The following is a 20,744-nucleotide window of genomic DNA, read 5'->3' on the forward strand; positions in this document are numbered from 1 at the left end:
CTCAATGATTCGGCCCCACAACAGGGAACACCTATGTCGGCGGTACGCATCGGCCCATATACGCTTCGCAACAACCTGATCCTTGCGCCTATGGCCGGGGTTACGGACCAGCCTTTCCGCACGCTTTGCCAGCGCTTGGGCGCAGGCATGGTGGTGTCGGAGATGGTCAGCAGCGACATGAGCCTGTGGGACAGCCGCAAGTCACGTCTGCGCCGCATCCATGAAGGTGATCCCGAGCCGCGCTCGGTACAGATCGCCGGGGGTGACGCACAGATGATGGCGGCGGCGGCCCGGGCCAATGTCGAGGCCGGCGCGCAGATCATCGACATCAACATGGGTTGCCCGGCAAAAAAAGTCTGCAACAAAGCCGCAGGCTCTGCTTTATTGAGAGATGAAATGCTGGTCAGCGAGATCCTCGACGCCGTCATTGGCGCAGTGGATGTCCCGGTGACCCTGAAGATACGTACCGGCTGGGACCGTTCGAGCAAGAACGGCCTGAACGTGGCAAAAATTGCCGAACAGGCCGGCATCCAGGCGCTTGCGGTGCATGGCCGCACACGCGCCGACCTGTACACCGGTGAAGCCGAGTACGACACCATTGCTGCGATCAAGCAGGCAGTGTCGATCCCGGTCTTTGCCAATGGCGATATCACCTCGCCAGAAAAAGCCCGGGCGGTGCTGCATGCCACCGGTGCCGACGGCCTGCTGATTGGCCGTGCGGCCCAAGGCCGGCCGTGGATCTTCCGCGAGATCGAGCATTACCTGCAGACCGGTGAATACCTGCCGGCGCCAGGGCTGGACGAAGTTGAACGCATTTTGCTGGAGCACCTGGCCGCGCTGCATGCCTTCTACGGCGATGTAATGGGCGTACGTATCGCCCGAAAGCACGTTGGCTGGTACCTGGCAACCCGACCCGGCGGCAAGGAGTTCCGCTCCCGGTTCAACGCTTTGGATGAGACACACGCGCAATGCGCCAACGTTCGCGAGTTTTTCTCCGAATGCCGACAGAGCCTTGAAACAAAGGACGAACAAGGGGTGGCCGCATGACGATGATGACCGAGACTTTAGTGAGTGGAACAACGCCCGTGAGCGACAACGCCAACCTCAAGCAGCACCTGAATACGCCGAGCGAGGAGGGCCAGACCCTGCGCGACAGCGTCGAGAAGGCGCTGCACAACTACTTCGCCCACCTCGAAGGCGCCTCCGTCACGGACGTGTACAACCTGGTGCTCTCGGAGGTCGAGGCGCCGCTGCTCGAAAGTGTGATGAATTACGTCAAGGGCAACCAGACCAAAGCCAGCGAGATGCTCGGACTCAACCGTGGCACCCTGCGCAAGAAGCTCAAGCAGTACGATTTGCTCTAAGGCCAGAATCCCAATCAGAAAAGGCGGCTCCCGCAGGAGGCGCCTTTTTTGCTGACTCCACCGCGTTATGGAATCCGAAATGACCGACCAGACTACCCGCCTGCCGATCCGCCGCGCCCTGATCAGCGTCTCCGACAAGACCGGGATCCTCGAATTCGCTCGCGAGCTGCAACAGCTCGGCGTCGAGATCCTGTCCACCGGTGGTACCTACAAGCTGCTCAAGGACAATGGCGTCGACGCGGTGGAAGTGGCCGACTACACCGGCTTCGCTGAAATGATGGACGGCCGGGTGAAGACCCTGCATCCAAAAATCCACGGTGGCATCCTCGGTCGTCGCGGCACCGACGACGCGATCATGAACGAGCACGGCATCAAGCCAATCGACCTGGTGGCAGTCAACCTGTACCCGTTCGAAGCCACCATCGCCAAGCCTGGCTGCGACCTGCCGACCGCAATCGAGAACATCGATATCGGCGGCCCGACCATGGTTCGCTCGGCAGCCAAGAACCACAAGGACGTGGCCATCGTGGTCAACGCCGGTGACTACGGCCAGGTCCTCGAAAGCCTCAAGGCCGGTGGCCTGACCTACGCTCAGCGCTTCGACCTGATGCTCAAGGCGTTCGAGCACACCGCCGCCTACGACGGTATGATCGCCAACTACATGGGCACCGTGAACCAGGCTGCCGAGACCCTGTCGACTTCCGACCGCAGCCTGTTCCCGCGCACCTTCAACAGCCAGTTCGTCAAAGCCCAAGAAATGCGCTACGGCGAGAACCCGCACCAGAACGCGGCGTTCTACGTTGAAGCGAACAAGGGCGAAGCGAGCATCTCTACCGCCACCCAGCTGCAGGGCAAAGAGCTGTCGTTCAACAACGTGGCCGACACCGATGCCGCCCTCGAGTGCGTCAAGAGCTTCGTCAAGCCGGCCTGCGTGATCGTCAAGCACGCCAACCCGTGCGGCGTTGCAGTGGTTCCGGACAACGAAGGCGGCATTCGTCAGGCCTACGAACTGGCCTACGCCACCGACACCGAGTCGGCCTTTGGCGGCATCATCGCCTTCAACCGCGAACTGGACGGCGAGACTGCCAAGGCCATCGTCGAGCGTCAGTTCGTTGAAGTGATCATTGCGCCGAAGATCTCCCAGGCTGCCCGTGACGTAGTAGCCGCCAAGCAGAACGTGCGTCTGCTCGAGTGCGGCGAGTGGCCAGCCGAGCGCAGCGCTGGCTGGGACTTCAAGCGGGTCAACGGTGGCCTGCTGGTGCAGAGCCGCGATATCGGCATGATCAGCGCCGACGATCTGAAGATCGTTACCCAGCGCGCGCCGAGCGAGCAGGAAATTCACGACCTGATCTTCGCCTGGAAAGTTGCCAAGTTCGTCAAGTCCAACGCTATCGTCTACGCCAAGCAGCGCCAGACCATCGGTGTCGGTGCTGGCCAGATGAGCCGCGTCAACTCGGCACGCATTGCTGCCATCAAAGCCGAGCATGCTGGCCTGCAGGTACAAGGTGCGGTCATGGCCTCGGACGCGTTCTTCCCGTTCCGCGACGGTATCGACAACGCTGCCAAGGCCGGCATCACTGCAGTGATCCAGCCAGGTGGTTCGATGCGCGATGCTGAAGTGATCGCTGCTGCTGACGAAGCCGGCATCGCCATGGTGTTCACCGGCATGCGCCACTTCCGCCACTGATCGGCAATCGGCCGCACTGAAGCAGGCATCTGCTGCGTTGCGACCTCGTACCGCGAATACAGCGCGGTAGGTTCAGCCTACCGCCCAAGAGATTTCCGAGGTTTTAGACATGAAAGTTTTGATCATCGGCAACGGCGGCCGTGAACACGCCCTGGCCTGGAAAGTTGCCCAGGACCCACGTGTCGAAAAAGTCTTCGTCGCCCCAGGCAACGCTGGCACCGCCACCGAAGCCAAATGCGAGAACGTCGAAATCCAGGTGACCGCTCTGGAGCAGTTGGCCGATTTCGCCGAGCAGAACGTCGACCTGACCATCGTCGGCCCGGAAGCGCCACTGGTTGCCGGCGTCGTCGACCTGTTCCGCAGCCGCAAGCTCGACTGCTTTGGCCCAACCAAGGGCGCTGCCCAGCTTGAAGGCTCCAAGGCATTCACCAAGGACTTCCTGGCCCGTCACCAGATCCCTACCGCGGATTACCAGAACTTCACCGAAGTCGAGCCAGCCCTGGCCTACCTGCAAAAGGTCGGCGCGCCGATCGTGATCAAGGCCGACGGCCTTGCTGCGGGCAAAGGCGTGATCGTTGCCATGACCTTGCAGGAAGCCGAAGACGCCGTGCGCGACATGCTCGCCGGTAACGCCTTTGGTGATGCAGGTTCGCGGGTCGTCATAGAAGAGTTCCTCGACGGCGAAGAAGCCAGCTTCATCGTCATGGTCGACGGTGAAAACGTGCTGCCGATGGCGACCAGCCAGGACCACAAGCGCGTCGGCGACGGCGACAGCGGGCCGAACACCGGCGGCATGGGCGCCTACTCGCCAGCCCCGGTGGTTACCGCCGAAGTGCACCAGCGGGTGATGGACCAGGTGATCTGGCCGACCGTGCGCGGCATGGCCGCCGAAGGCAACGTCTACACCGGCTTCCTGTACGCCGGGCTGATGATCGACAAGGCCGGCAACCCCAAGGTGATCGAGTTCAACTGCCGCTTCGGCGACCCGGAAACCCAGCCAGTCATGCTGCGCCTGGAGTCGAGCCTGGTGCTGTTGATCGAAGCCGCCTTCGCCAAGGCCTTGAACAAGGTCGAAGCACAATGGGACCCGCGGCCAAGCCTGGGTGTCGTGCTGGCTGCCGGCGGTTACCCGGCCGACTACGCCAAGGGCGCTACCATTCACGGTCTCGGCGCTGCGGCCAAGCTGGAAGGCAAGGTCTTCCATGCCGGCACTGCGCTGCAGGACGGCCAGGTCGTGACCAACGGCGGCCGCGTGCTGTGCGCCACTGCCCTCGGTCAGACCGTCGCCCAGGCCCAGGAACAGGCTTACCGCCTGGCCAAGGAAGTCAGCTGGGACGGTAGCTTCTACCGCACCGACATCGGCTACCGGGCCATTGCCCGCGAGCGTGGTGAAGCGCAGTAACAGCGCTTTGGCGAATGGCCGTGACGCCCTTTGGTGCACGGCCTTCGGCTCGTCGACAGGATGCCGATGGGCCTTGCGTTCGCCTTCACCCGCCGCGCATAGTTGTGCTTCGCCACACCCGCTAAGAAAGGATCTCGTCTTGCGTCGGCTTCGGATTGCCCTTGCCCTGTTCGTCAGCTTGCTGACCCTACTCTGCCTGCCGCCGGCCTCGGCCGAGCAAGGTGGTGGCTGGTCGCTGCTGCTCGATGAACAGGCCAACCTGCAACTGAGCGACGTACGCTCCGAACGCTACCGCAACCAATTCAGTCCCCTTCAGCTCAACGAGCTGGAGGCTGCCGAGCCTGATCAAGCGCTCTGGCTGCACTACCGGCTGGAACCGGATGACCAGCAACGCCTGCTGCGCATCTTCGCTCCCGACCTGTCCCGCCTCGATCTGTATGTGCTCAACGGTGACAAACTGCTGCGCCAGCGCCACCATGGTCCGCAGGCCAACACCGGCAGCGAGCCGACCCTGCTCGGCAGTGACCACTTGCTGACTTTACCCAACAGCAGCCAGCCACTGGACGTCTACCTGCACCTGGTCTCGGAACACCAACTGCGCCCAGCCATCAGCCTGCTGTCTGCTGCCGAGGCTGCGGGCGACCAACACTTGCTGCTGTTGTTCGGCCTGTTGTTCGGCGGTCTGGTCATGCTGATCCTGCACAACGTGATTCGCTTCCTCTACGTGCGCTCGAGCACCACCCTGATTCTTGCCCTTTACCACGGCCTGATGCTGCTCAGCGCGCTGATCCTGCTCAACCTCAGCGGGCCCTGGTGGCACGTCTGGCACAGTGCGCAAACGCCTGCCGCCTACCTGACCCTGGTCATGGCCGGGCTGGCCGGTCTGTACTTCACCCAGCACTTTTTCAGTACCGGCAATTCGCCGCGGCTGAATCGGCTGTTGCAGGGCGAGATGCTGTTGGTTGGTGTCAGTAGCCTGATCCTGCTGTTCGTCGACACCCTGCCGCTCAACCTGATGACCTACGCCCTGCTCGCGATTGGCAGCGCAAGCATGCTGCTGGTCAGCAGCTATCACTGGTACAAGGGCTACAGCCCGGCACGTTTGTTCGCCTTGGCGATGCTGGTGTACAACCTCGGCGGGCTGGTGTTGCTGCCAGCGTTGCTCGGCCTGACCCGCACGCCGACGCCATGGTTGCTGTGCATTCTGCTGGCACTGACGGTAAGCAGCGGCCTGCTGCTCAACCTGGCTGTGAGTGAACGCTTGCGACGCATCAATGAGGACCGCTTCCGTGCCAGCCGCGCGCTGGCAGCCAGCGACGCCGAGCTCAACGCCAAGGCCGAGTTCCTGGCCAAGATCAGCCATGAAATCCGCACACCGATGAACGGCGTGCTGGGCATGACCGAGCTGTTGCTCGGCACGCCGCTGTCGGTCAAGCAGCGCGACTACGTGCAGACCATCCACAGCGCCGGCAACGAGCTGCTGACCTTGATCAACGAGATCCTCGACATCTCCAAGCTGGAGTCGCGTCAGATCGAGCTGGACGATGTGCAGTTCGACCTCAACGCCTTGATCGAAGACTGCCTGAATATCTTTCGGGCCAAGGCCGAACAACGCAACATCGAGCTGATCAGCTTTACCCAACCGCAAGTCCCGCGGGTCATCAGCGGCGACCCAACGCGCTTGCGTCAGGCCCTTTCCAGCCTGCTGGAAAACGCGCTGAAAAATACCGAGCAGGGGGAAATCCTGCTGGTGGTGGCACTGGATCAACGCGGCGAGCTGCCGCGTTTGCGCATTGCCGTCCAAGACAGCGGCAGTGCCATGCCACCGGCCGAGCGCGAAGCCTTGCTGCAGGCCGAGCTACACAGCCATCAGTTTCTTTCCAGCAACAAGCTCGGTGGCCATCTCGGGCTGGTGATCGCCAAACAATTGATTGGCCTGATGCAGGGCGAATTCGGCATCAAGAGCAGCAGCAACATGGGCAACACCCTGTGGTTGACCCTGCCGCTCGACCCGTCACGTCTGGAGCAGCCACCGGCCGACCTGGACGGCCCGCTGCGCGACGCACGAGTACTGGTGGTCGACGATAACGACACCTGTCGCAAGGTCCTGGTGCAGCAATGCAGTGCCTGGGGGATGAATGTCAGTGCCGTGCCGTCGGGCAAGGAAGCGCTCGCCCTGCTGCGCACCAAGGCGCACCTGCGCGACTATTTCGACGCGGTCCTGCTCGACCAGAACATGCCCGGCATGACCGGCATGCAACTGGCAGCCAAGATCAAGGAAGACCCAAGCCTCAACCACGACATCCTGGTGGTGATGCTGACCGGCATCAGCAACGCCCCGAGCAAGGTCATCGCGCGCAACGCCGGGGTCAAGCGCATCCTTGCCAAGCCGGTGGCCGGCTACACCTTGAAAACCACCCTCGCTGAAGAGCTGGCCCAGCGCGGACGTGAGCAGGCCACGCCGCCGGTCGCGCTGGGCATGCCGCCGGCGACACTGGAAGTTCCAGCCGACTTCCACGTGCTGGTTGCCGAAGACAACAGCATTTCGACCAAGGTCATCCGCGGCATGCTCGGCAAGCTCAACCTCGAACCTGATACCGCCAGCAATGGCGAGGAGGCCCTGCAGGCCATGCAAGCTCGTCGCTACGATCTGGTCTTGATGGATTGCGAGATGCCCGTGCTGGATGGATTCTCAGCGACCATTCGCCTGCGCGAGTGGGAGGCGGCCAACCAGCGCCAGCGCACGCCGGTTGTCGCGCTGACCGCCCACATCCTCAGCGAGCACAAGGAACGTGCACGCCTGGCCGGCATGGACGGCCACATGGCCAAGCCGGTCGAGCTGTCGCAACTGCGCGAACTGGTCCAGTACTGGGCCGGGCAGCGCGAGGCGAGAGCCGCTGAGGTGGATGCATCATGACCGGCAGCGCTGAGCGCAGCCGGGCAAAGCTCAAACCCACCGCCTGAGCGGCTGATACACTTGCCGCACCCCTCCCTTCGCCATGGATCCTGGCCATGCTTCATGAGTTGTTCAGCGTTTACCTGAAGATGCTCGTGCTCTACAGCCCGTTCTTCGTGCTGTCCTGCTTCATCAGCCTGACCCGCGGCCACTCCAGCAAGGAGCGCAAGCAGCTGGCCTGGCGCGTGGCGATTGCCGTGCTCATTGCCAGCGTGCTGTTGTACCTGTTTGGCCGGGTGATCTTCGGCGTGTTCGGCATCACTGCCGACGCCTTTCGTATCGGTGCCGGCAGTGTGTTGTTCATTTCTGCGCTGAGCATGGCCCAGGGCAAGCCGGCGGTGCAGAGCGACAACGTACAGCAGGACGTAACCATCGTACCGCTGACCATCCCGCTGACCGTCGGCCCCGGCACCATCGGTGCGCTGCTGGTGATGGGCGTCAGCCAGCCGCACTGGGATGACAAGCTACTGGCAATCGTCAGTATTGCTCTGGCCAGTTTCACTGTCGGCCTGGTGCTGTACCTCTCGCACGGTATCGAACGAATCCTGGGTGACCAGGGCTTGCAGATCGTCAGCCGCTTGATGGGGCTGTTCGTCTGTGCCCTGGCTGCGCAGATCATCTTTACCGGGATCAAGGGCTACTTGCTTAACTAGATCTGGTACTCGTGGATACTCAGTCGCGCCTGCTCTACCGTGCTGGCAAGAACCTTGGGCAGGTGCGTGTCCATGAATGCTCGGACAGTGAACCGCACCAGCTCGGCAGAGACTTTATGGTAGCTACGCTTGCGCTCCATGAAGCCGGTCGCGAAGCGAGTCTTCTTGTCAGTCTCGAAGTACAGCACCATGTCGACTCGACCGTTACCGGCCGGCGAACAAGGAAGAAATTGCAGGCACTGTCGCTCGGCGGCCTGTCGCTCGAAGGTACCCAGGGTGGCCGGGCTGGCCATCAACCGGCGCAGGGCAAGATCGGTGGACTCGGCAAAGTGCTCACCTGCCGTGGCGGCAATGGTCTGAAGCGCTTTGTCCACCAGCTTTGACCGTTGATCCGTCGGCCAATGTATGTCCTCTGGCGCAACCGCATCCCACCCCATGAACTTTAGCTGGTTACGAAAGTAGCTCAACCAGTCCTCGACCAGACCCTCATTGAACACGCTCAGGGTGGCGCGCTCGGCCAAGGCAACCGCCGTCTTTACCGCGTCGCACTGCTGTCCATCAAGACCGGGCAGGAAGCTCACAATCGACGAGCCGATTACCGCTGCTTGGGTATTTGCCATCACATCCTCCTGTTCTGCGTGGGCAGTTCGAGCACATAGGCGTGTTCATGCTGTTTCTTGTCCATCAACATGCGTAACTGGCTGCGTTTTGTTTCAAAGGACTGCGCGTCGCACAGCAGTGAGAGGCAGCGCAGTTGGACCTCCGCCGGCAACGTCGCGATTTCGCTCAGGCTGGGCTGCTCGGCTGCTTCGACAGCGGCCGTGGACTGCCAGCTCAGGCTGCACAGATGCAGACGCATGTCCGCCTCCATCAGGCCGATTTCCAGCTTTGCCAAATGCCCGTCTGCAGTGTCCGAGCGGATGAAGCCTTGCAGCTGCCGCAGCCCATCTGGGTGCTCGCGCAAGCTTTCGAAGACGCTGCGCAAGACCTGACCGCCATCGATGCCTGCCTGCCCGAACCACGCTTGAAGCGCTGGAGAGATGGCCAGCCCGGCGACGCCCGGAACACTCTGCTCATCGTGCGCCTGACTGGTCACGAGCCAGCCCAGCTCTGCATACACTGCTCGATAAGCGCGGTCCCAGGTGGCCGGCTCGGTAAAGCGATTGCCCGCACGCTTGTTCGCGACCAGCTGCGCGTAGAGCGTGCTATCAATGGCTGCCTGACGCTGCGATGGGCTGATCTGTGGATCAATCAACAACACTGTCCCGGCGACCAGCACCAGGGCGTGATTCTGTATTTGCATGGGATGCCTGCTGCCTGCAAGTCGTTGGAATGACGGCGAAGCATGTCGCCGTCAGCCTGCTCAGATCTCGTACTCGAGAATGTCTTCAACACTGCGCACGCCGAGCTTGGTCTCGATGTGCTCACGTACGCGGTCGTAGATCATTCGGTTGAACGACAACACCGCGCTGCCGGCGTAGTACTCCGAGGAAGTAATGTTCCATTCCACGCCGAGCAGGTCAGTGTTGGACTCGGGCGCTGCGGCGTTGACGCAGCTCATCACCAGCACCACCTCACCTTCAGGCGTTTCCATGCACGCACCCAGCCCGACCATGCCGCTGCGCTTATTCTTTCGATCGCTGATGAAGATGCGCTTTTCGCTATCGATCGAACCGAGCTTGTCGATCGCTTTCTGGGCCAGCTTGCTAAACGCCTCACCAACAGGCCCGCCCAGCGCAGCAGCACCGGCAGCGGACATCACGCGAAACACCACTGCGCCGACGGTAACCGTTACCGAAGATGCCGTTTCGAGTTCGAAACTGCGGCGCGCGGCGACAAACCCGCAATCCTGCATGGCCTTCAGAAACTGGTCGTACCAGGCCTTACTTTGAATTTGTGGGTCATACAGTTTATCGGCCACCAATGTGGCGAAGTGGAAGGCATTCTTGACGTCGTTACGGCTTTGCTGGGTCATCCCGGCACCGCAGGCGAGCAGTGAATCCTGGACCAGGACGGCGGTGTTGGTGCTCGCAATATCGTTGCTGTCAGACATGAATAAATCCTTGGTGGTAGCCCCTGTGATTCAGGGATTACCACCCTATGCGCAGGCCTTCGGGGAAGGAGCGCTGAAGGATTTCCTCAACACCTCAGTTGGCCGCTGGGTACCACCGCGGGGTGTAGACCCAGGTGCCACCGTCGGCACGCGGCAATGTGCAGGTTGTCGAAGACCCGACCAGCACCATGGTGCGCATGTCGACCATTTCTGGCAGCAGTTCGGCCAGTGTGACTACGCGCAGCGTCTGCCCTGGCCTGCCAATATCGCGACCAAGGACTACCGGCGTAGCGCCTGAGCGATGACGGCGCACGACGTCCAGCGCTACACCCAATTGCCAGGGTCTGGCTTTCGAAATCGGGTTATAGAACGCCAGCACCAGATCAGCCTGGGCGGCAAGGTCCAGGCGTGTCTCGATGATCGACCAGGGTTTGAGGTTGTCCGACAGCGACATCACGCAGAAGTCATGGCCCAACGGTGCACCTGCCTGCGCAGCAGTCGCCAGCGACGCCGAGACGCCAGGGAGGATCTGCAGATCGACCTGATGCCAGGCCGGGTCGGTCGACTCGTGCAAGGCCTCAAGCACGGCGGCGGCCATGGCGAACACGCCGGGATCACCCGACGACACCACCACGACCGAACGGCCCTGTGCGGCCAGCTCAAAGGCATGCCGGGCGCGCTGCATCTCCTCGCGGTTGTCGGTGTTGTGCAGCACCTGATCCGGGCGGAACGGGCCAGCCATACGCACGTAGGTTTCGTAACCGAGCACATCCTCGGCCAGGCTCAGTTCACGCTTGACTGCAGGCACCATCAGTTCGGCGGCGCCGGGGCCGAGGCCGATCACTGCCAGCCGGCCACGACCGCGACCGACCTGGGCAGGGTCGATGGGCGCGCTGGCAACTGCCACCAACAACCCCGAGTGTTCACTCAAGCGGGCGCCAGGCACGCTCTGTTCGACCATCTCGGCCAGGCTCACTGCCGGCGCGGCAAAGCGCAGTGCGACACCGAGTTGCTGCGCCGCCTGGTGCAGGCCCGGCAGGGCCATGTGCTGGTCACTGGCAAGCAGGCACGCCAGCGCTGGCTCGGCAATATTGGCCGCGCGCAGGGCCGCGCGCACGTGTTCGGCAAGCTCGGCAGACTCGGCACTGACGGCGACCAGCACCGAACGTGGATGGATCAGCAGTTCGTCACGGCTGGCGGGGCGCGCTTCGCAGCCCACGTGAATGGTTCGTTGCGCTGCCGCATCGGCGGGCAGTTGCGCCTGCGCAAGCCACGGCGCATCACCCTCGATACGCACGCTCTGACCGGCCAGCAGGTCGGAGACAAAGCGCTTGCCCTGCTCCAGGTCTGCCAAGGCATAGCCAACCGGCGGATTGAGCAGGCAGGTGCCGAAACGCAGTTCACCACTCGTGGTGATCGCGGCAGCGACCGACAACGCCGCGCCGATCTCGCGCGCCATCACGTTGACCCCGCCGAGGCCGCCGAGCAACGGCACCACGGCACTGCCATCTTCGGCGACCACCAGTACCGGTGGCTCGACATCCTTGTCGCTGAGCACGCTGGCCAGGCTGCGGATGACGATGCCAGCGGCGCACAGGGCAATGATCGGCGTGTCTTGCAGATACAGCTCGCGCAAGGTGCTGCCAAATGACTCATAGCCACTGTCGGCGCCCGCGACCCGGCCATTCAGGCCATGGATGCTGGCCTCGGGATACAGTTGCTGGAGGCGCTGCGCAGTAGCCAGGCTGGCCTGGCCGAGGATGATGATGGCCGGCGCTTTGCGTAGGTTCAGCCCTGCCATTTTTCACCCGGCACGATGATCAGCGAAAAGTAGGGCGAAGACTGCGGATCGACCGCGTCCAGCGCAACGATTTTCTGATTGGCCATGGTCGCACGCTCAACGTACAGCGCGCGCTGGTCCAGGCCCAACTCGGCCAGCACCTGGCGCACCTTGGGGAAGTTGCGCCCCAGCTTCATGATCACCGCCGCATCGGCGTCGGCCAGCCGCCGCTTGAGCTCTTCGGCAGGCAACACACCGGACAATACGGTCAGGGTCTGGTTGCGGTAGACCAGCGGCGCGCCGAGCACCGAGGCGCCACCGAGCATCGAACAGACACCAGGAATCACCTCGGCGTCATAGCGCTGCGCCAGGCGGTCATGCAGGTACATGTACGATCCGTAGAAGAACGGATCACCTTCGCAGATCACCGCTACATCACGCCCGGCGTCCAGATGCGCGGCCACTTGCTCGCCGGCCTCATCGTAGAAATCACTGATGACCTGTTCGTAGGACAGCGGCGCAGGCAGCGCTTCGGTAGTCACCGGATACACCAGTGGCAGCAAGGTCTGCTGCGCCTGCAAATGCGCTTCGATGATGCCGAAGGCGTTGCCGCGCTTACCCTTGGCCACAAAGTAAGCCACCACCGGCGCCTCGCGCAGCAGGCGCAAGGCCTTGACGGTGATCAGTTCCGGGTCGCCAGGGCCAACGCCGAGGCCAAGCAGTCGTCCGCGTGGCGTCATCATTCGACCTCCGTGGCCAGCGCGTTGACGGCGGCGGCGGCCATTGCGCTACCGCCCAGACGGCCCTGCATGATCACGAACGGCACGCCACGGCTGTCGGCGGCGAGCATCGCCTTGGACTCGGCCGCGCCGACGAAGCCCACCGGGAAGCCGAGAATCAGCGCCGGTTTCGGCGCGCCCGCGTCGATCATCTCAAGCAGGTAGAACAGCGCCGTCGGTGCATTGCCGATCACCACCACGCTGCCTTCCAGGTGTTCGCGCCACAGCTCCAGGGCCACTGCCGAACGGGTGTTGCCCTGCTCCTTGGCCAGTGCCGGCACACTTGGATCGCGCAGGGTGCAGATCACTTGGTTGTTGGCTGGCAGCCGCGCACGGGTGATGCCTTCGGCAACCATGTGCGCGTCACACAGGATCGGCGCGCCTTTGGCCAGCGCTGCGCGCCCGGCAGCGCCGGCACCTGCGGAGAACTGCAGACCATCGATTGCCTCGACCATGCCGCAGGCGTGAATCACCCGCACCGCGAGCTTTTCCAGATCGGCAGGAATCCGCTCCAGGCGGGCCTCCTCGCGGATGATCCGGAAGGAATTGCGATAGATCTCCTGACCATCGCGAATGTAGTCAATCATCAAGGTGCTCCGTGGGCAGGTCGAGCATGGCGCCTGCTGCTTTCAAGGTAAGGTCGGTCGCGCGCAGGGCACCAAAGCCGGGCTGCTGCGCGTCACGCAAATAAAGGTCGTAGCGGCCCGGCGAACGGGCCAGCAAGGTCGCCGGGGCGACATGGGCCACAGCGCAGGAGCGCGGGCAGCCGCTGAGGTGCACGCTGGCCGGTGCGCCGGGCGCAATCAGCGCGGCGAGCTGGACGGCATCGGCCTTGGTCTCGGCCAGTGCCTTGGCACAACCGCTGGCGCCGCTGCAGGCGGTCACTCGTGCCAGTGGCTCGCGGCTGGAGCAGACCAGGCCGAACGCCTGCAACTGGGCCTGGGCGGCCTGCAATTGACTTGTTGCGATGCTGCTCAACACCAGGCTCTGCCAGGGACTCAGGTGCAATTCACCGTCACCACTGACGCGCGCTACCTGGGCGGCGCCACGCAGCATCGCCGGGGTCAAGCGGCCCAGCGGTGGGGCAACGCCAAGCGCAGTGCCCTGGGCTTGCGCCAGCGGCCCGAGCCAGTTGGCGTAGGCCTTGGCCCGTCGCCACTGGAGCACTGGCGGGTCGCGCCGCAGCTCGATGCCGAGGCCTTCGATGAAATGCTCGACCGGGCAGGTCTGCAGCAACTGGCGCATGCGCGACTGCTCGGCACTGGCCAGCTCGAGAAAGCGCTCCAGCACCGCCCGGGTCAGCGCCAGCCCAGCGCCCAACGGCACCGCGCCCAGCGGCTGATCGGTGCCTGGGCAACCGGCCAGACCGAAGGCCAGCCAGGTCTGCTGTTCCAGTTGCAGCGGCGACAGCCACAGGTCATGCGGGTGTTCGAGCATGGCCAGGTGCTCACCGCCATCCAACTGCACGGCAAACTTGGCCGAAAGTTGATGCAGATGCGGCGTGCTTTCGAGCATCTCGAGGATCTGCCCGGCCAGCGGCCGGGTATCCAGCAGCATGGCCGGATCGCGCCCGGCCAGCGGGCTCAGCATCAGGTTGCGGACATCGTCGCCAGCCGCCTGGCGCGGGCCAAGACCAGCCGCCAGCAAATGCTCGATCAGCGCGGCGTGCTGCGCGCCGACCCCGCGAATCTGCAGATTGCCGCGGTTGGTCGCTTCGATCACGCCGCCGGCAAAGCGCTCGGCAGCCTCGGCCACAGCGTCGGCCTGATCGGCCAGCAGCAGGCCACCCGGCAGCTTGATCCGGCAGATGCCGCCATCGCGGGCGGCGACGATGCGCCACAACCCCGGGCAGGCCGAGGGGCGGGGCGAAACGGCAGGGTCAAGGGGCGGGTTCAAGAAGGCATCCGGCAATCGTCAAAGTGCGCTTGAGTGTAGAAGGCGCGGTATTATGCCTGCTTTGCTCGACGGCATGAAAAACCGGCGGTCGAAGATCGTGTGAATTTGCGGCCGTTGTGGCCCACTCAAGCTTGATGAGGAAGCAGATGGCCCCCTGGCTGACAGTTGTAGGTATCGGTGAAGACGGTTTCAGCGGCCTGGGCAAACCTGCCCGGCGTGCCCTGCTGGCGGCTTCGCGGATCTTCGGCAGCCCGCGCCAGCTGGCGCTGTTGCCGCACTGTGTCAGCGCCGAGCAACTGCCCTGGTCGAGCCCGTTCAGCCTGGAACCGGTGCTGGCGCTGCGCGGCGAGCCGGTATGCGTACTGGCCAGCGGCGACCCGATGTTCTTCGGCGTCGGCGCCAGCCTGGCGCGGCAGGTGCCAGCCGAGCAGTTGCGTGTTCTGTCGGCGCCATCGTCCTGCGCCCTGGCCGCTGCGCGCCTGGGCTGGCCACTGCAGGAGGTGCAGGTCGTGTCGCTGGTCGCCCGCCCGCTGGCCGCACTCAACGCCTACTGCTACACCGGCTTGCGCCTGCTGGTGCTGAGCAACGATGGCGACAGCCCGGCACAGATCGCTGCGCTGCTGCGCGACAAAGGCTTCGGCCCGAGCCGCTTGCAGGTGTTCGAACACCTTGGCGGGCAGCAGGAACGTCATGTGCAAGGCACGGCCGAAGACTGGCCACACAGTCAGCTGGCTGCGTTGAATGTGGTCGCCATCGAATGCCAGGCTGCAGCGGACACACCGCGCTTGTCACCTGCTGCCGGTTTACCGGACTCGGCCTTCGAACACGACGGCCAGCTGACCAAGCGCGATGTTCGCGCGATCACCCTCGCCCGCCTGGCACCGCAACCCGGCGCGCTGTTGTGGGATGTCGGCGCCGGCTGTGGCTCGATCGGCATCGAGTGGATGCGCGCCCACCCGAGCTGCCGCACCCTGGCGATCGAAGCCGATGCAGGCCGGCAAGCGTTGATCGAGCACAACCGCGACGCGCTTGGTGTGCCGGGGCTGCGCCTGATCCGCGGCAAGGCCCCGCAGGCGCTGGCCGAACTGGAGCGGCCCGACGCGATCTTCATTGGTGGCGGCGTCACCGGCGAAGGCATGCTCGGCCTGTGCTGGGAGCGCCTGCGCCCCGGTGGCCGGCTGGTAGCCAATGCCGTCACCCTGCAAAGCGAAATGGCCCTTGCCCAGTTTCGCGAAGCGCACGGCGGCGAGCTGACCCGCATCCACATTGCCCACACGCAACCGCTGGGCAACTTCGACACTTGGCGCCAGGCCTTGCCGATCACCTTGCTCGACGTAGTGAAAGCCCTGGATGCGTGAAGAAACCCGCGAACAACCCGCCCCCCTGCGCAGCGGCCTGACCACCGGCAGCTGCGCCACGGCAACCAGCCTCGCCGCCGCACGCCTGCTGCTGAGCGGTGTCGACGCCGACGCGGTGCACATCACCCTGCCCAAGGGCAAGGTGGTGCAGATGCGCCTGGAGTTCTGCAGGCGCAACGGCGACTGCGCCGAGGCCGGCACCTTGAAGGACGCCGGCGACGACCCCGACGTGACCCACGGCGCCCTGCTCTACAGCCAGGTGCGCCTGCTCGCCACGCCCGGCGTGCGTTTTGTCGCGGGTGTCGGTGTCGGCACCGTAACCCGGCCCGGACTGGTGCTGGCGGTCGGCGAGCCGGCCATCAACCCGGTACCGCGACGGATGATCAGCGAGCACCTGCAGCAACTGGCCAACGACTGTGGCTACAGCGGCGGCTTCGAGGTCACGGTGAACGTGCGTGACGGCGATCAGTTGGCCCTGAAAACCATGAACCCACGCCTGGGCATTCTCGGCGGGCTGTCGATTCTCGGCACCAGTGGTATCGTCCGGCCGTTCTCCTGCGCGGCCTACATCGCCTCGATCCAGCAAGGCATCGATGTCGCCCACAGCAACGGCTACACGCACGTCGCTGCCTGCACCGGCAATGCCAGCGAAGACACCATGCGCCGAGTCTACAACCTGCCGGAAATCGCCCTGATCGAGATGGGCGACTTTGTCGGCGCGGTGCTCAAGCACCTGCGCAAGGTGCCGATGGCGCGCCTGAGCCTGTGCGGCGGTTTCGGCAAGATCAGCAAGCTGGCTGCGGGCAACATGGACCTGCACAGCCGTCATTCCAGTATCGACCTGCCGCAGTTGGCCGGTTGGGCTCAAGCGCTGGGCGCCGATCAGTCGCTGCAGCAGGCGATCATCGCCGCCAATACCAGCCAGCAGGCGCTGGCCCTGGCGCATGCCGCAGGCATCGCGCTGGGCGACGCAGTGTGTGCCCATGCCCGCGCCTTTGCCTGCAGCGTGGTGCCGGCGCAGGTGCAGGTCGAGGTGTTTGCCATCGACCGCCAGGGCGGCATCGTCGGCCGGGCGGGTGTGCAATGAGCGAGCGGATTCTGCTGCTTGGCGGTGTTACCGAAGCCTTGGCCATTGCCCGGCGGCTGGGCCCGCAGCATGTCTACAGTCTGGCCGGCGTCGGCCGCGTGCCGCAGGATCTGCCCTGCCAGCTACGGGTCGGCGGCTATGGTGGCGCCGAGGGCCTGGCACAGTACCTGCGCGAAGCCGGCATCAGCTTGCTGATCGACGCGACCCATCCCTATGCGGCGCAGATCAGCGCCAATGCCGCGCAGGCAGCGCGCAGTGCCGGTGTGGCCTGCTGGGCACTGCGCCGCCCGGCCTGGCAGCCCCAGCCGGGAGATGACTGGCGCGAGGTGGCGGACTGGGCCGAGCTGGTCACGGCCCTCTCGCCGTTTGCCCGGCCACTGTTCACGCTGGGCCGCGAGCCCCTGACTCATCTGCACGAAATTCCCGAGCAGCAGTTCTGGACCTTGCGTGCCCTCGACAGCTACCCGGGCAATGACCGCTGCGAAGTCATCGCCGCCCGCGGGCCGTTCGCCCTGGCGGATGAGCGCGCATTGTTCGCCCGCCGCCAGATCGACGTGCTGGTCAGCAAGAACAGCGGCAGCGTCGCCACCGAGCCCAAGCTTGAGGTCGCCCGCGAGCTGGGCATACCGGTGCTGGTGCTCAAGCGCCCACTACTGCCGACAGTGGATCGTGAGTTTGCTCAGGTAGACACCTTGCTGGCCGCGCTGGGGCTTTGATCGCGCTGCTGGCGCCAGCGGGCAGGCTGGTAGAGAGATTTCCTGCACAGCTTTAGGAACCGTCTCAATGGCCGCCATCCGGCCATCTGCCGTAAACTGCGCATTCCCCTCCTGGAAGGCCACCCATATGGAAATGCAATGGTGGATCTGGCTCGTCTTCGGCGTTGCCCTGGTCCTGCTTGAACTGGTCCTGCCCACGTTCTTCATTCTCTGGTTCGGCATCGGCGCCGTGCTGGTGGCGCTGATCGCCCTGATCGCACCCAGCCTGCAACTGGACAGCCAGGTGCTGCTGTGGGTGCTGTTCTCGTCGGCCACTACCCTGCTCTGGTTCAAGCTGTTTCGCCGGAAAAAACCCGACGTGCGCTGGACTGCCGACAGCGTGATCGGCGAGGTCGGCCTGCTTACCGTGGCCGTCTCGGAGTTTCAGAAGGGCCGGGTGCGCTTCCAGAAGCCGATCCTCGGCAACGAGGAATGGGTGTGCATCGCCGACAGTGACATCGCCGCCGGCGAGCGCGTGCGCCTGACCGCCATCGAAGGCAACACCGCCCGGATCACCCGGGCCTGAATCCGTACTTAAAGGACGCTGCACCATGACCAGCCTAATCGTCGTCGCCTGCCTGGCACTGTTTGTTCTGATCACCGTATTCAAAGGGGTGCGCATCGTGCCCCAGGGCGAAGAGTGGATCGTCGAGCGCCTGGGCCGCTACCACAGCACGCTCAAGCCCGGCCTGAACATCCTCATCCCGTACATGGACGTGGTTGCCTATCGCCTGCCGACCAAGGACATCATCCTCGATGTCCAGCAACAGGAAATCATCACCAAGGACAACGCCGTCATCGTCGCCAACGCACTGTGCTTCGCCAAGGTAATCGACCCGCAGAAGGCCTCCTACGGCGTGCAGAACTTCTCGTTTGCCGTGACCAGCCTGACCATGACCTCGCTGCGGGCGATCGTCGGTGCCATGGACCTCGACGAAGCGCTGTCCAGCCGCGAGCAGATCAAGGCGCGCCTGCGCGAAGCGATGTCCGAGCAGACCGAAGACTGGGGCGTGACCGTGCGCTCGGTAGAAATCCAGGACATCAAGCCGTCGCCGAACATGCAGTTGGCGATGGAACGTCAGGCCGCCGCAGAGCGTGAGCGTAAAGCCGACGTGACCCGCGCCGAGGGTGCCAAGCAAGCGGCCGTACTGGAAGCCGAAGCGCGCCTGCAGTCGGCTCGGCTCGACGCAGAAGCGCAGATCAACCTGGCCGAAGCCTCGGCCCGAGCGATTACCCTGGTGCGCGAGGCGGTCGGCAGCGAGACCACTCCGGCCATGTACCTGCTTGGCGAGCGTTACATCGGTGCGATGGAAACCCTCGCTGCGAGCAACAATTCCAAGATCGTGGTGTTGCCGGCCGACCTGCAAGAAACAGTGCGCGGGCTGCTCGGGCGCAAGGCCTGATACACCGCCGCCCCGCTCAGGTCAGGGCGGCCATTGCACAGGCGCAGCTGCGGCACTTCACCGCACCGGGGTATTTTTACCTATACTGCGCCTTACAATAGCCACCACGATTCCTGACCGGATCTCTCCATGCCCCCACGTCGGCCCATCGCCTGGATCGCCTGCCTTGCAGTGCTGTTCAATCTGCTGGCCATGCCGCTGTCTTCCGCTGCGCCGAAAAGCGCGGCCGAGCAGCTGCTGTGGGGGGCGTTCTGCTCCAGCATGGGCGTCAAGCCCACGCCGGCAGTGCAGGCGCTGGCCAAGATCGACCTCGGCCCGCAAGGCGACGAGCACGCGAGCATGCAACATTGCTGGTGCTGCTCAGGCGGCCTGACGCTGCTGGCCTTGCCTGGGCATCCGCCGCAGTTGCACATCCCTGTCGCCATGGACAACGGCACTGCGAGCATTCTTGCCAGCTACCAACCGACGCCGCGCCAGTTATGGCCTGCGCTCAATCCGCGCGCCTCTCCTCTGACCTGAGTTACAGCCGCCCCGCGCCCTGAACCTGTCCAGATCGGAGATTTCCCCATGCTCAAGCAAGCCCTCGTCGTGGCCGCCCTGTTGCTGCCTGGCGCATTCGCCAATGCCCATGAATACACTCAGGGTGACCTGCACATCGCCCACCCGTGGTCGCTGCAGCTGCCGCCCAATGCGCCCAACGTGGCGGCGTATTTCACCGTGCACAACAGTGGCAGCAGCGACGACCGCCTGCTCAGCGTCGACAGCCCGATCAGTGATGACGCGCAGCTGCATGAGCACGCCATGAACGCAGCAGGCCTGATGAAAATGCAGCAGGTCGACGGCGTGACCATCCCCGCCGGCAAGGACCTGCTGTTCGCCCCCAGCGCCTACCACGTGATGCTGATGCAGCCCAAGGACCGCAGCCTGCTCACCGACGGCAAGCGCTTCCCGCTGACCCTGCACTTCGAAAAAGCCGGCGACATCACCGTGCAAGTGGCTGTCCAGAAGCAGCCGCCGGCCGACCAGCCGCAACAGCAACACGCGCACTGACCGCTGACAGGCGCCAGCCGTGAACGTGCTGGGCAAACACAGCTACCGCCGTACCACCCGCCCTGCTCGCAGGCGCGCCGGTGGCGGCTGGCTGAGCCTGTTTGCCATGTGGATGATCTTCATCGGGCCGCTGATTTCTCAGTCGATGCCGATGGAGCACCACACGGGCATGAGCATGAGCATGTCCAGCGACATGGCCATGAACATGCCCATGCCCGCCAGCCATGCCCACGCCGACAGCAAGCACCACCACAACCACAGCGATGACGCCGAGCTGCACGCGCTGTGGGCCAAGTGCGGCTATTGCACCCTGCTGTTCAACTGCCCGGCGCTGCCGCAGAGCTTCAGCCCGCTCAACGCCAGCCGCGTTCCACCTGCCCCGCCCCCGCCAAGCGCCACCCGCCACGGCCACGCGCGCCAGGCGATTTTCCCCGGCGCCCGCAGCCGGGCGCCACCTGCCCAGTCGATCTACGTCTGAACATCCATTGACCGCACGCAGCCAGGAGGCTGTGCGCTCATAT

Annotated in this window: 21 protein-coding genes; 14 read left to right on the forward strand and 7 right to left on the reverse strand. The window is 64.2% G+C overall.

The window, feature by feature from the left end; genetic code table 11:
• Positions 1–33 precede the first annotated feature (33 nt).
• From dusB to M2396_RS09080, 6 genes are all read left to right on the forward strand, one after another.
• Complete coding sequence (dusB, locus tag M2396_RS09055; protein WP_259074319.1) at positions 34–1,047, forward strand: tRNA dihydrouridine synthase DusB; 1,014 nt, start codon at positions 34–36, stop codon at positions 1,045–1,047.
• Positions 1,044–1,364, forward strand: coding sequence for a DNA-binding transcriptional regulator Fis (fis, locus tag M2396_RS09060; protein ID WP_101316071.1), 321 nt, complete (start codon positions 1,044–1,046; stop codon positions 1,362–1,364). Before dusB ends, fis begins: the two co-directional genes overlap by 4 nt.
• Positions 1,365–1,443: 79 nt before the next feature.
• Positions 1,444–3,051, forward strand: a complete 1,608-nt coding sequence (gene purH, locus M2396_RS09065) for a bifunctional phosphoribosylaminoimidazolecarboxamide formyltransferase/IMP cyclohydrolase (RefSeq protein WP_150573670.1) — start codon at positions 1,444–1,446, stop codon at positions 3,049–3,051.
• 109 nt (positions 3,052–3,160) lie between these two features.
• A complete protein-coding gene (purD, locus tag M2396_RS09070; RefSeq protein ID WP_259074325.1) occupies positions 3,161–4,453 on the forward strand; it encodes a phosphoribosylamine--glycine ligase in 1,293 nt (430 codons plus the stop codon).
• Between the two features lie 139 nt (positions 4,454–4,592).
• Positions 4,593–7,370: a hybrid sensor histidine kinase/response regulator gene (locus tag M2396_RS09075; RefSeq protein WP_101316067.1), complete on the forward strand. Its 2,778-nt coding sequence runs from the start codon at positions 4,593–4,595 to the stop codon at positions 7,368–7,370.
• A 95-nt stretch (positions 7,371–7,465) separates the two neighbouring features.
• Positions 7,466–8,062 carry a MarC family protein gene (locus M2396_RS09080; protein ID WP_101316065.1) on the forward strand — a complete coding sequence of 199 codons (597 nt, stop codon included), beginning with the start codon at positions 7,466–7,468 and terminating at the stop codon, positions 8,060–8,062.
• Here M2396_RS09080 and M2396_RS09085 read toward each other — a convergent pair.
• The 7 genes from M2396_RS09085 to cobG all read right to left on the reverse strand — a co-directional run bounded on the left by M2396_RS09085 (position 8,059) and on the right by cobG (position 14,585).
• Positions 8,059–8,682, reverse strand: coding sequence for a hypothetical protein (locus M2396_RS09085; protein WP_259074328.1), 624 nt, complete (start codon positions 8,680–8,682; stop codon positions 8,059–8,061). The two genes, M2396_RS09080 and M2396_RS09085, sit on opposite strands and share 4 nt — an antisense overlap.
• Positions 8,682–9,365: a hypothetical protein gene (locus M2396_RS09090; RefSeq protein ID WP_259074330.1), complete on the reverse strand. Its 684-nt coding sequence runs from the start codon at positions 9,363–9,365 to the stop codon at positions 8,682–8,684. Before M2396_RS09090 ends, M2396_RS09085 begins: the two co-directional genes overlap by 1 nt.
• A gap of 60 nt (positions 9,366–9,425) precedes the next feature.
• Entirely contained in the window at positions 9,426–10,115 is a 690-nt protein-coding gene (locus tag M2396_RS09095; RefSeq protein WP_259074332.1) for a hypothetical protein, read from the reverse strand.
• A 94-nt stretch (positions 10,116–10,209) separates the two neighbouring features.
• Entirely contained in the window at positions 10,210–11,916 is a 1,707-nt protein-coding gene (gene cobJ, locus M2396_RS09100; protein WP_101316057.1) for a precorrin-3B C(17)-methyltransferase, read from the reverse strand.
• The gene (locus M2396_RS09105) at positions 11,904–12,638 is read right to left on the reverse strand and encodes a precorrin-2 C(20)-methyltransferase (RefSeq protein ID WP_101316055.1); all 735 of its coding nucleotides are present in this window, start codon (positions 12,636–12,638) and stop codon (positions 11,904–11,906) included. Before M2396_RS09105 ends, cobJ begins: the two co-directional genes overlap by 13 nt.
• Entirely contained in the window at positions 12,635–13,261 is a 627-nt protein-coding gene (locus tag M2396_RS09110) for a precorrin-8X methylmutase (RefSeq protein ID WP_101316053.1), read from the reverse strand. Before M2396_RS09110 ends, M2396_RS09105 begins: the two co-directional genes overlap by 4 nt.
• Positions 13,254–14,585 carry a precorrin-3B synthase gene (gene cobG, locus M2396_RS09115; protein WP_409035094.1) on the reverse strand — a complete coding sequence of 444 codons (1,332 nt, stop codon included), beginning with the start codon at positions 14,583–14,585 and terminating at the stop codon, positions 13,254–13,256. The genes M2396_RS09110 and cobG overlap by 8 nt, the downstream gene beginning before the upstream one ends.
• Positions 14,586–14,716: 131 nt before the next feature.
• On the opposite strand from cobG, the gene cbiE reads away from it, so the two are divergent.
• From cbiE to M2396_RS09155, 8 genes are all read left to right on the forward strand, one after another.
• Entirely contained in the window at positions 14,717–15,928 is a 1,212-nt protein-coding gene (gene cbiE / locus M2396_RS09120; RefSeq protein WP_259074336.1) for a precorrin-6y C5,15-methyltransferase (decarboxylating) subunit CbiE, read from the forward strand.
• Positions 15,921–17,015 (forward strand): cobalt-precorrin-5B (C(1))-methyltransferase, encoded by a 1,095-nt coding sequence (locus tag M2396_RS09125; RefSeq protein ID WP_259074338.1) that lies wholly within the window; start codon positions 15,921–15,923, stop codon positions 17,013–17,015. The genes cbiE and M2396_RS09125 overlap by 8 nt, the downstream gene beginning before the upstream one ends.
• On the forward strand, positions 17,012–17,731 hold the full coding sequence (locus M2396_RS09130; RefSeq protein ID WP_259074340.1) for a cobalt-precorrin-6A reductase: 720 nt from the start codon (positions 17,012–17,014) through the stop codon (positions 17,729–17,731). The genes M2396_RS09125 and M2396_RS09130 overlap by 4 nt, the downstream gene beginning before the upstream one ends.
• Positions 17,732–17,858: 127 nt before the next feature.
• Positions 17,859–18,296 (forward strand): NfeD family protein, encoded by a 438-nt coding sequence (locus tag M2396_RS09135; RefSeq protein WP_150571354.1) that lies wholly within the window; start codon positions 17,859–17,861, stop codon positions 18,294–18,296.
• A 25-nt stretch (positions 18,297–18,321) separates the two neighbouring features.
• Entirely contained in the window at positions 18,322–19,173 is an 852-nt protein-coding gene (locus tag M2396_RS09140) for an SPFH domain-containing protein (RefSeq protein ID WP_101316041.1), read from the forward strand.
• A gap of 129 nt (positions 19,174–19,302) precedes the next feature.
• Positions 19,303–19,692 carry a DUF2946 domain-containing protein gene (locus tag M2396_RS09145; RefSeq protein ID WP_181089637.1) on the forward strand — a complete coding sequence of 130 codons (390 nt, stop codon included), beginning with the start codon at positions 19,303–19,305 and terminating at the stop codon, positions 19,690–19,692.
• A gap of 48 nt (positions 19,693–19,740) precedes the next feature.
• Complete coding sequence (locus tag M2396_RS09150) at positions 19,741–20,223, forward strand: copper chaperone PCu(A)C (protein WP_101316037.1); 483 nt, start codon at positions 19,741–19,743, stop codon at positions 20,221–20,223.
• Positions 20,224–20,248: 25 nt separating this feature from the next.
• A complete protein-coding gene (locus M2396_RS09155; RefSeq protein WP_259075237.1) occupies positions 20,249–20,701 on the forward strand; it encodes a DUF2946 domain-containing protein in 453 nt (150 codons plus the stop codon).
• Positions 20,702–20,744: the final 43 nt, after the last annotated feature.

This window comes from Pseudomonas sp. BIGb0278, assembly GCF_024809895.1.
GTDB classification, from domain to species: domain Bacteria; phylum Pseudomonadota; class Gammaproteobacteria; order Pseudomonadales; family Pseudomonadaceae; genus Aquipseudomonas; species Aquipseudomonas shirazensis.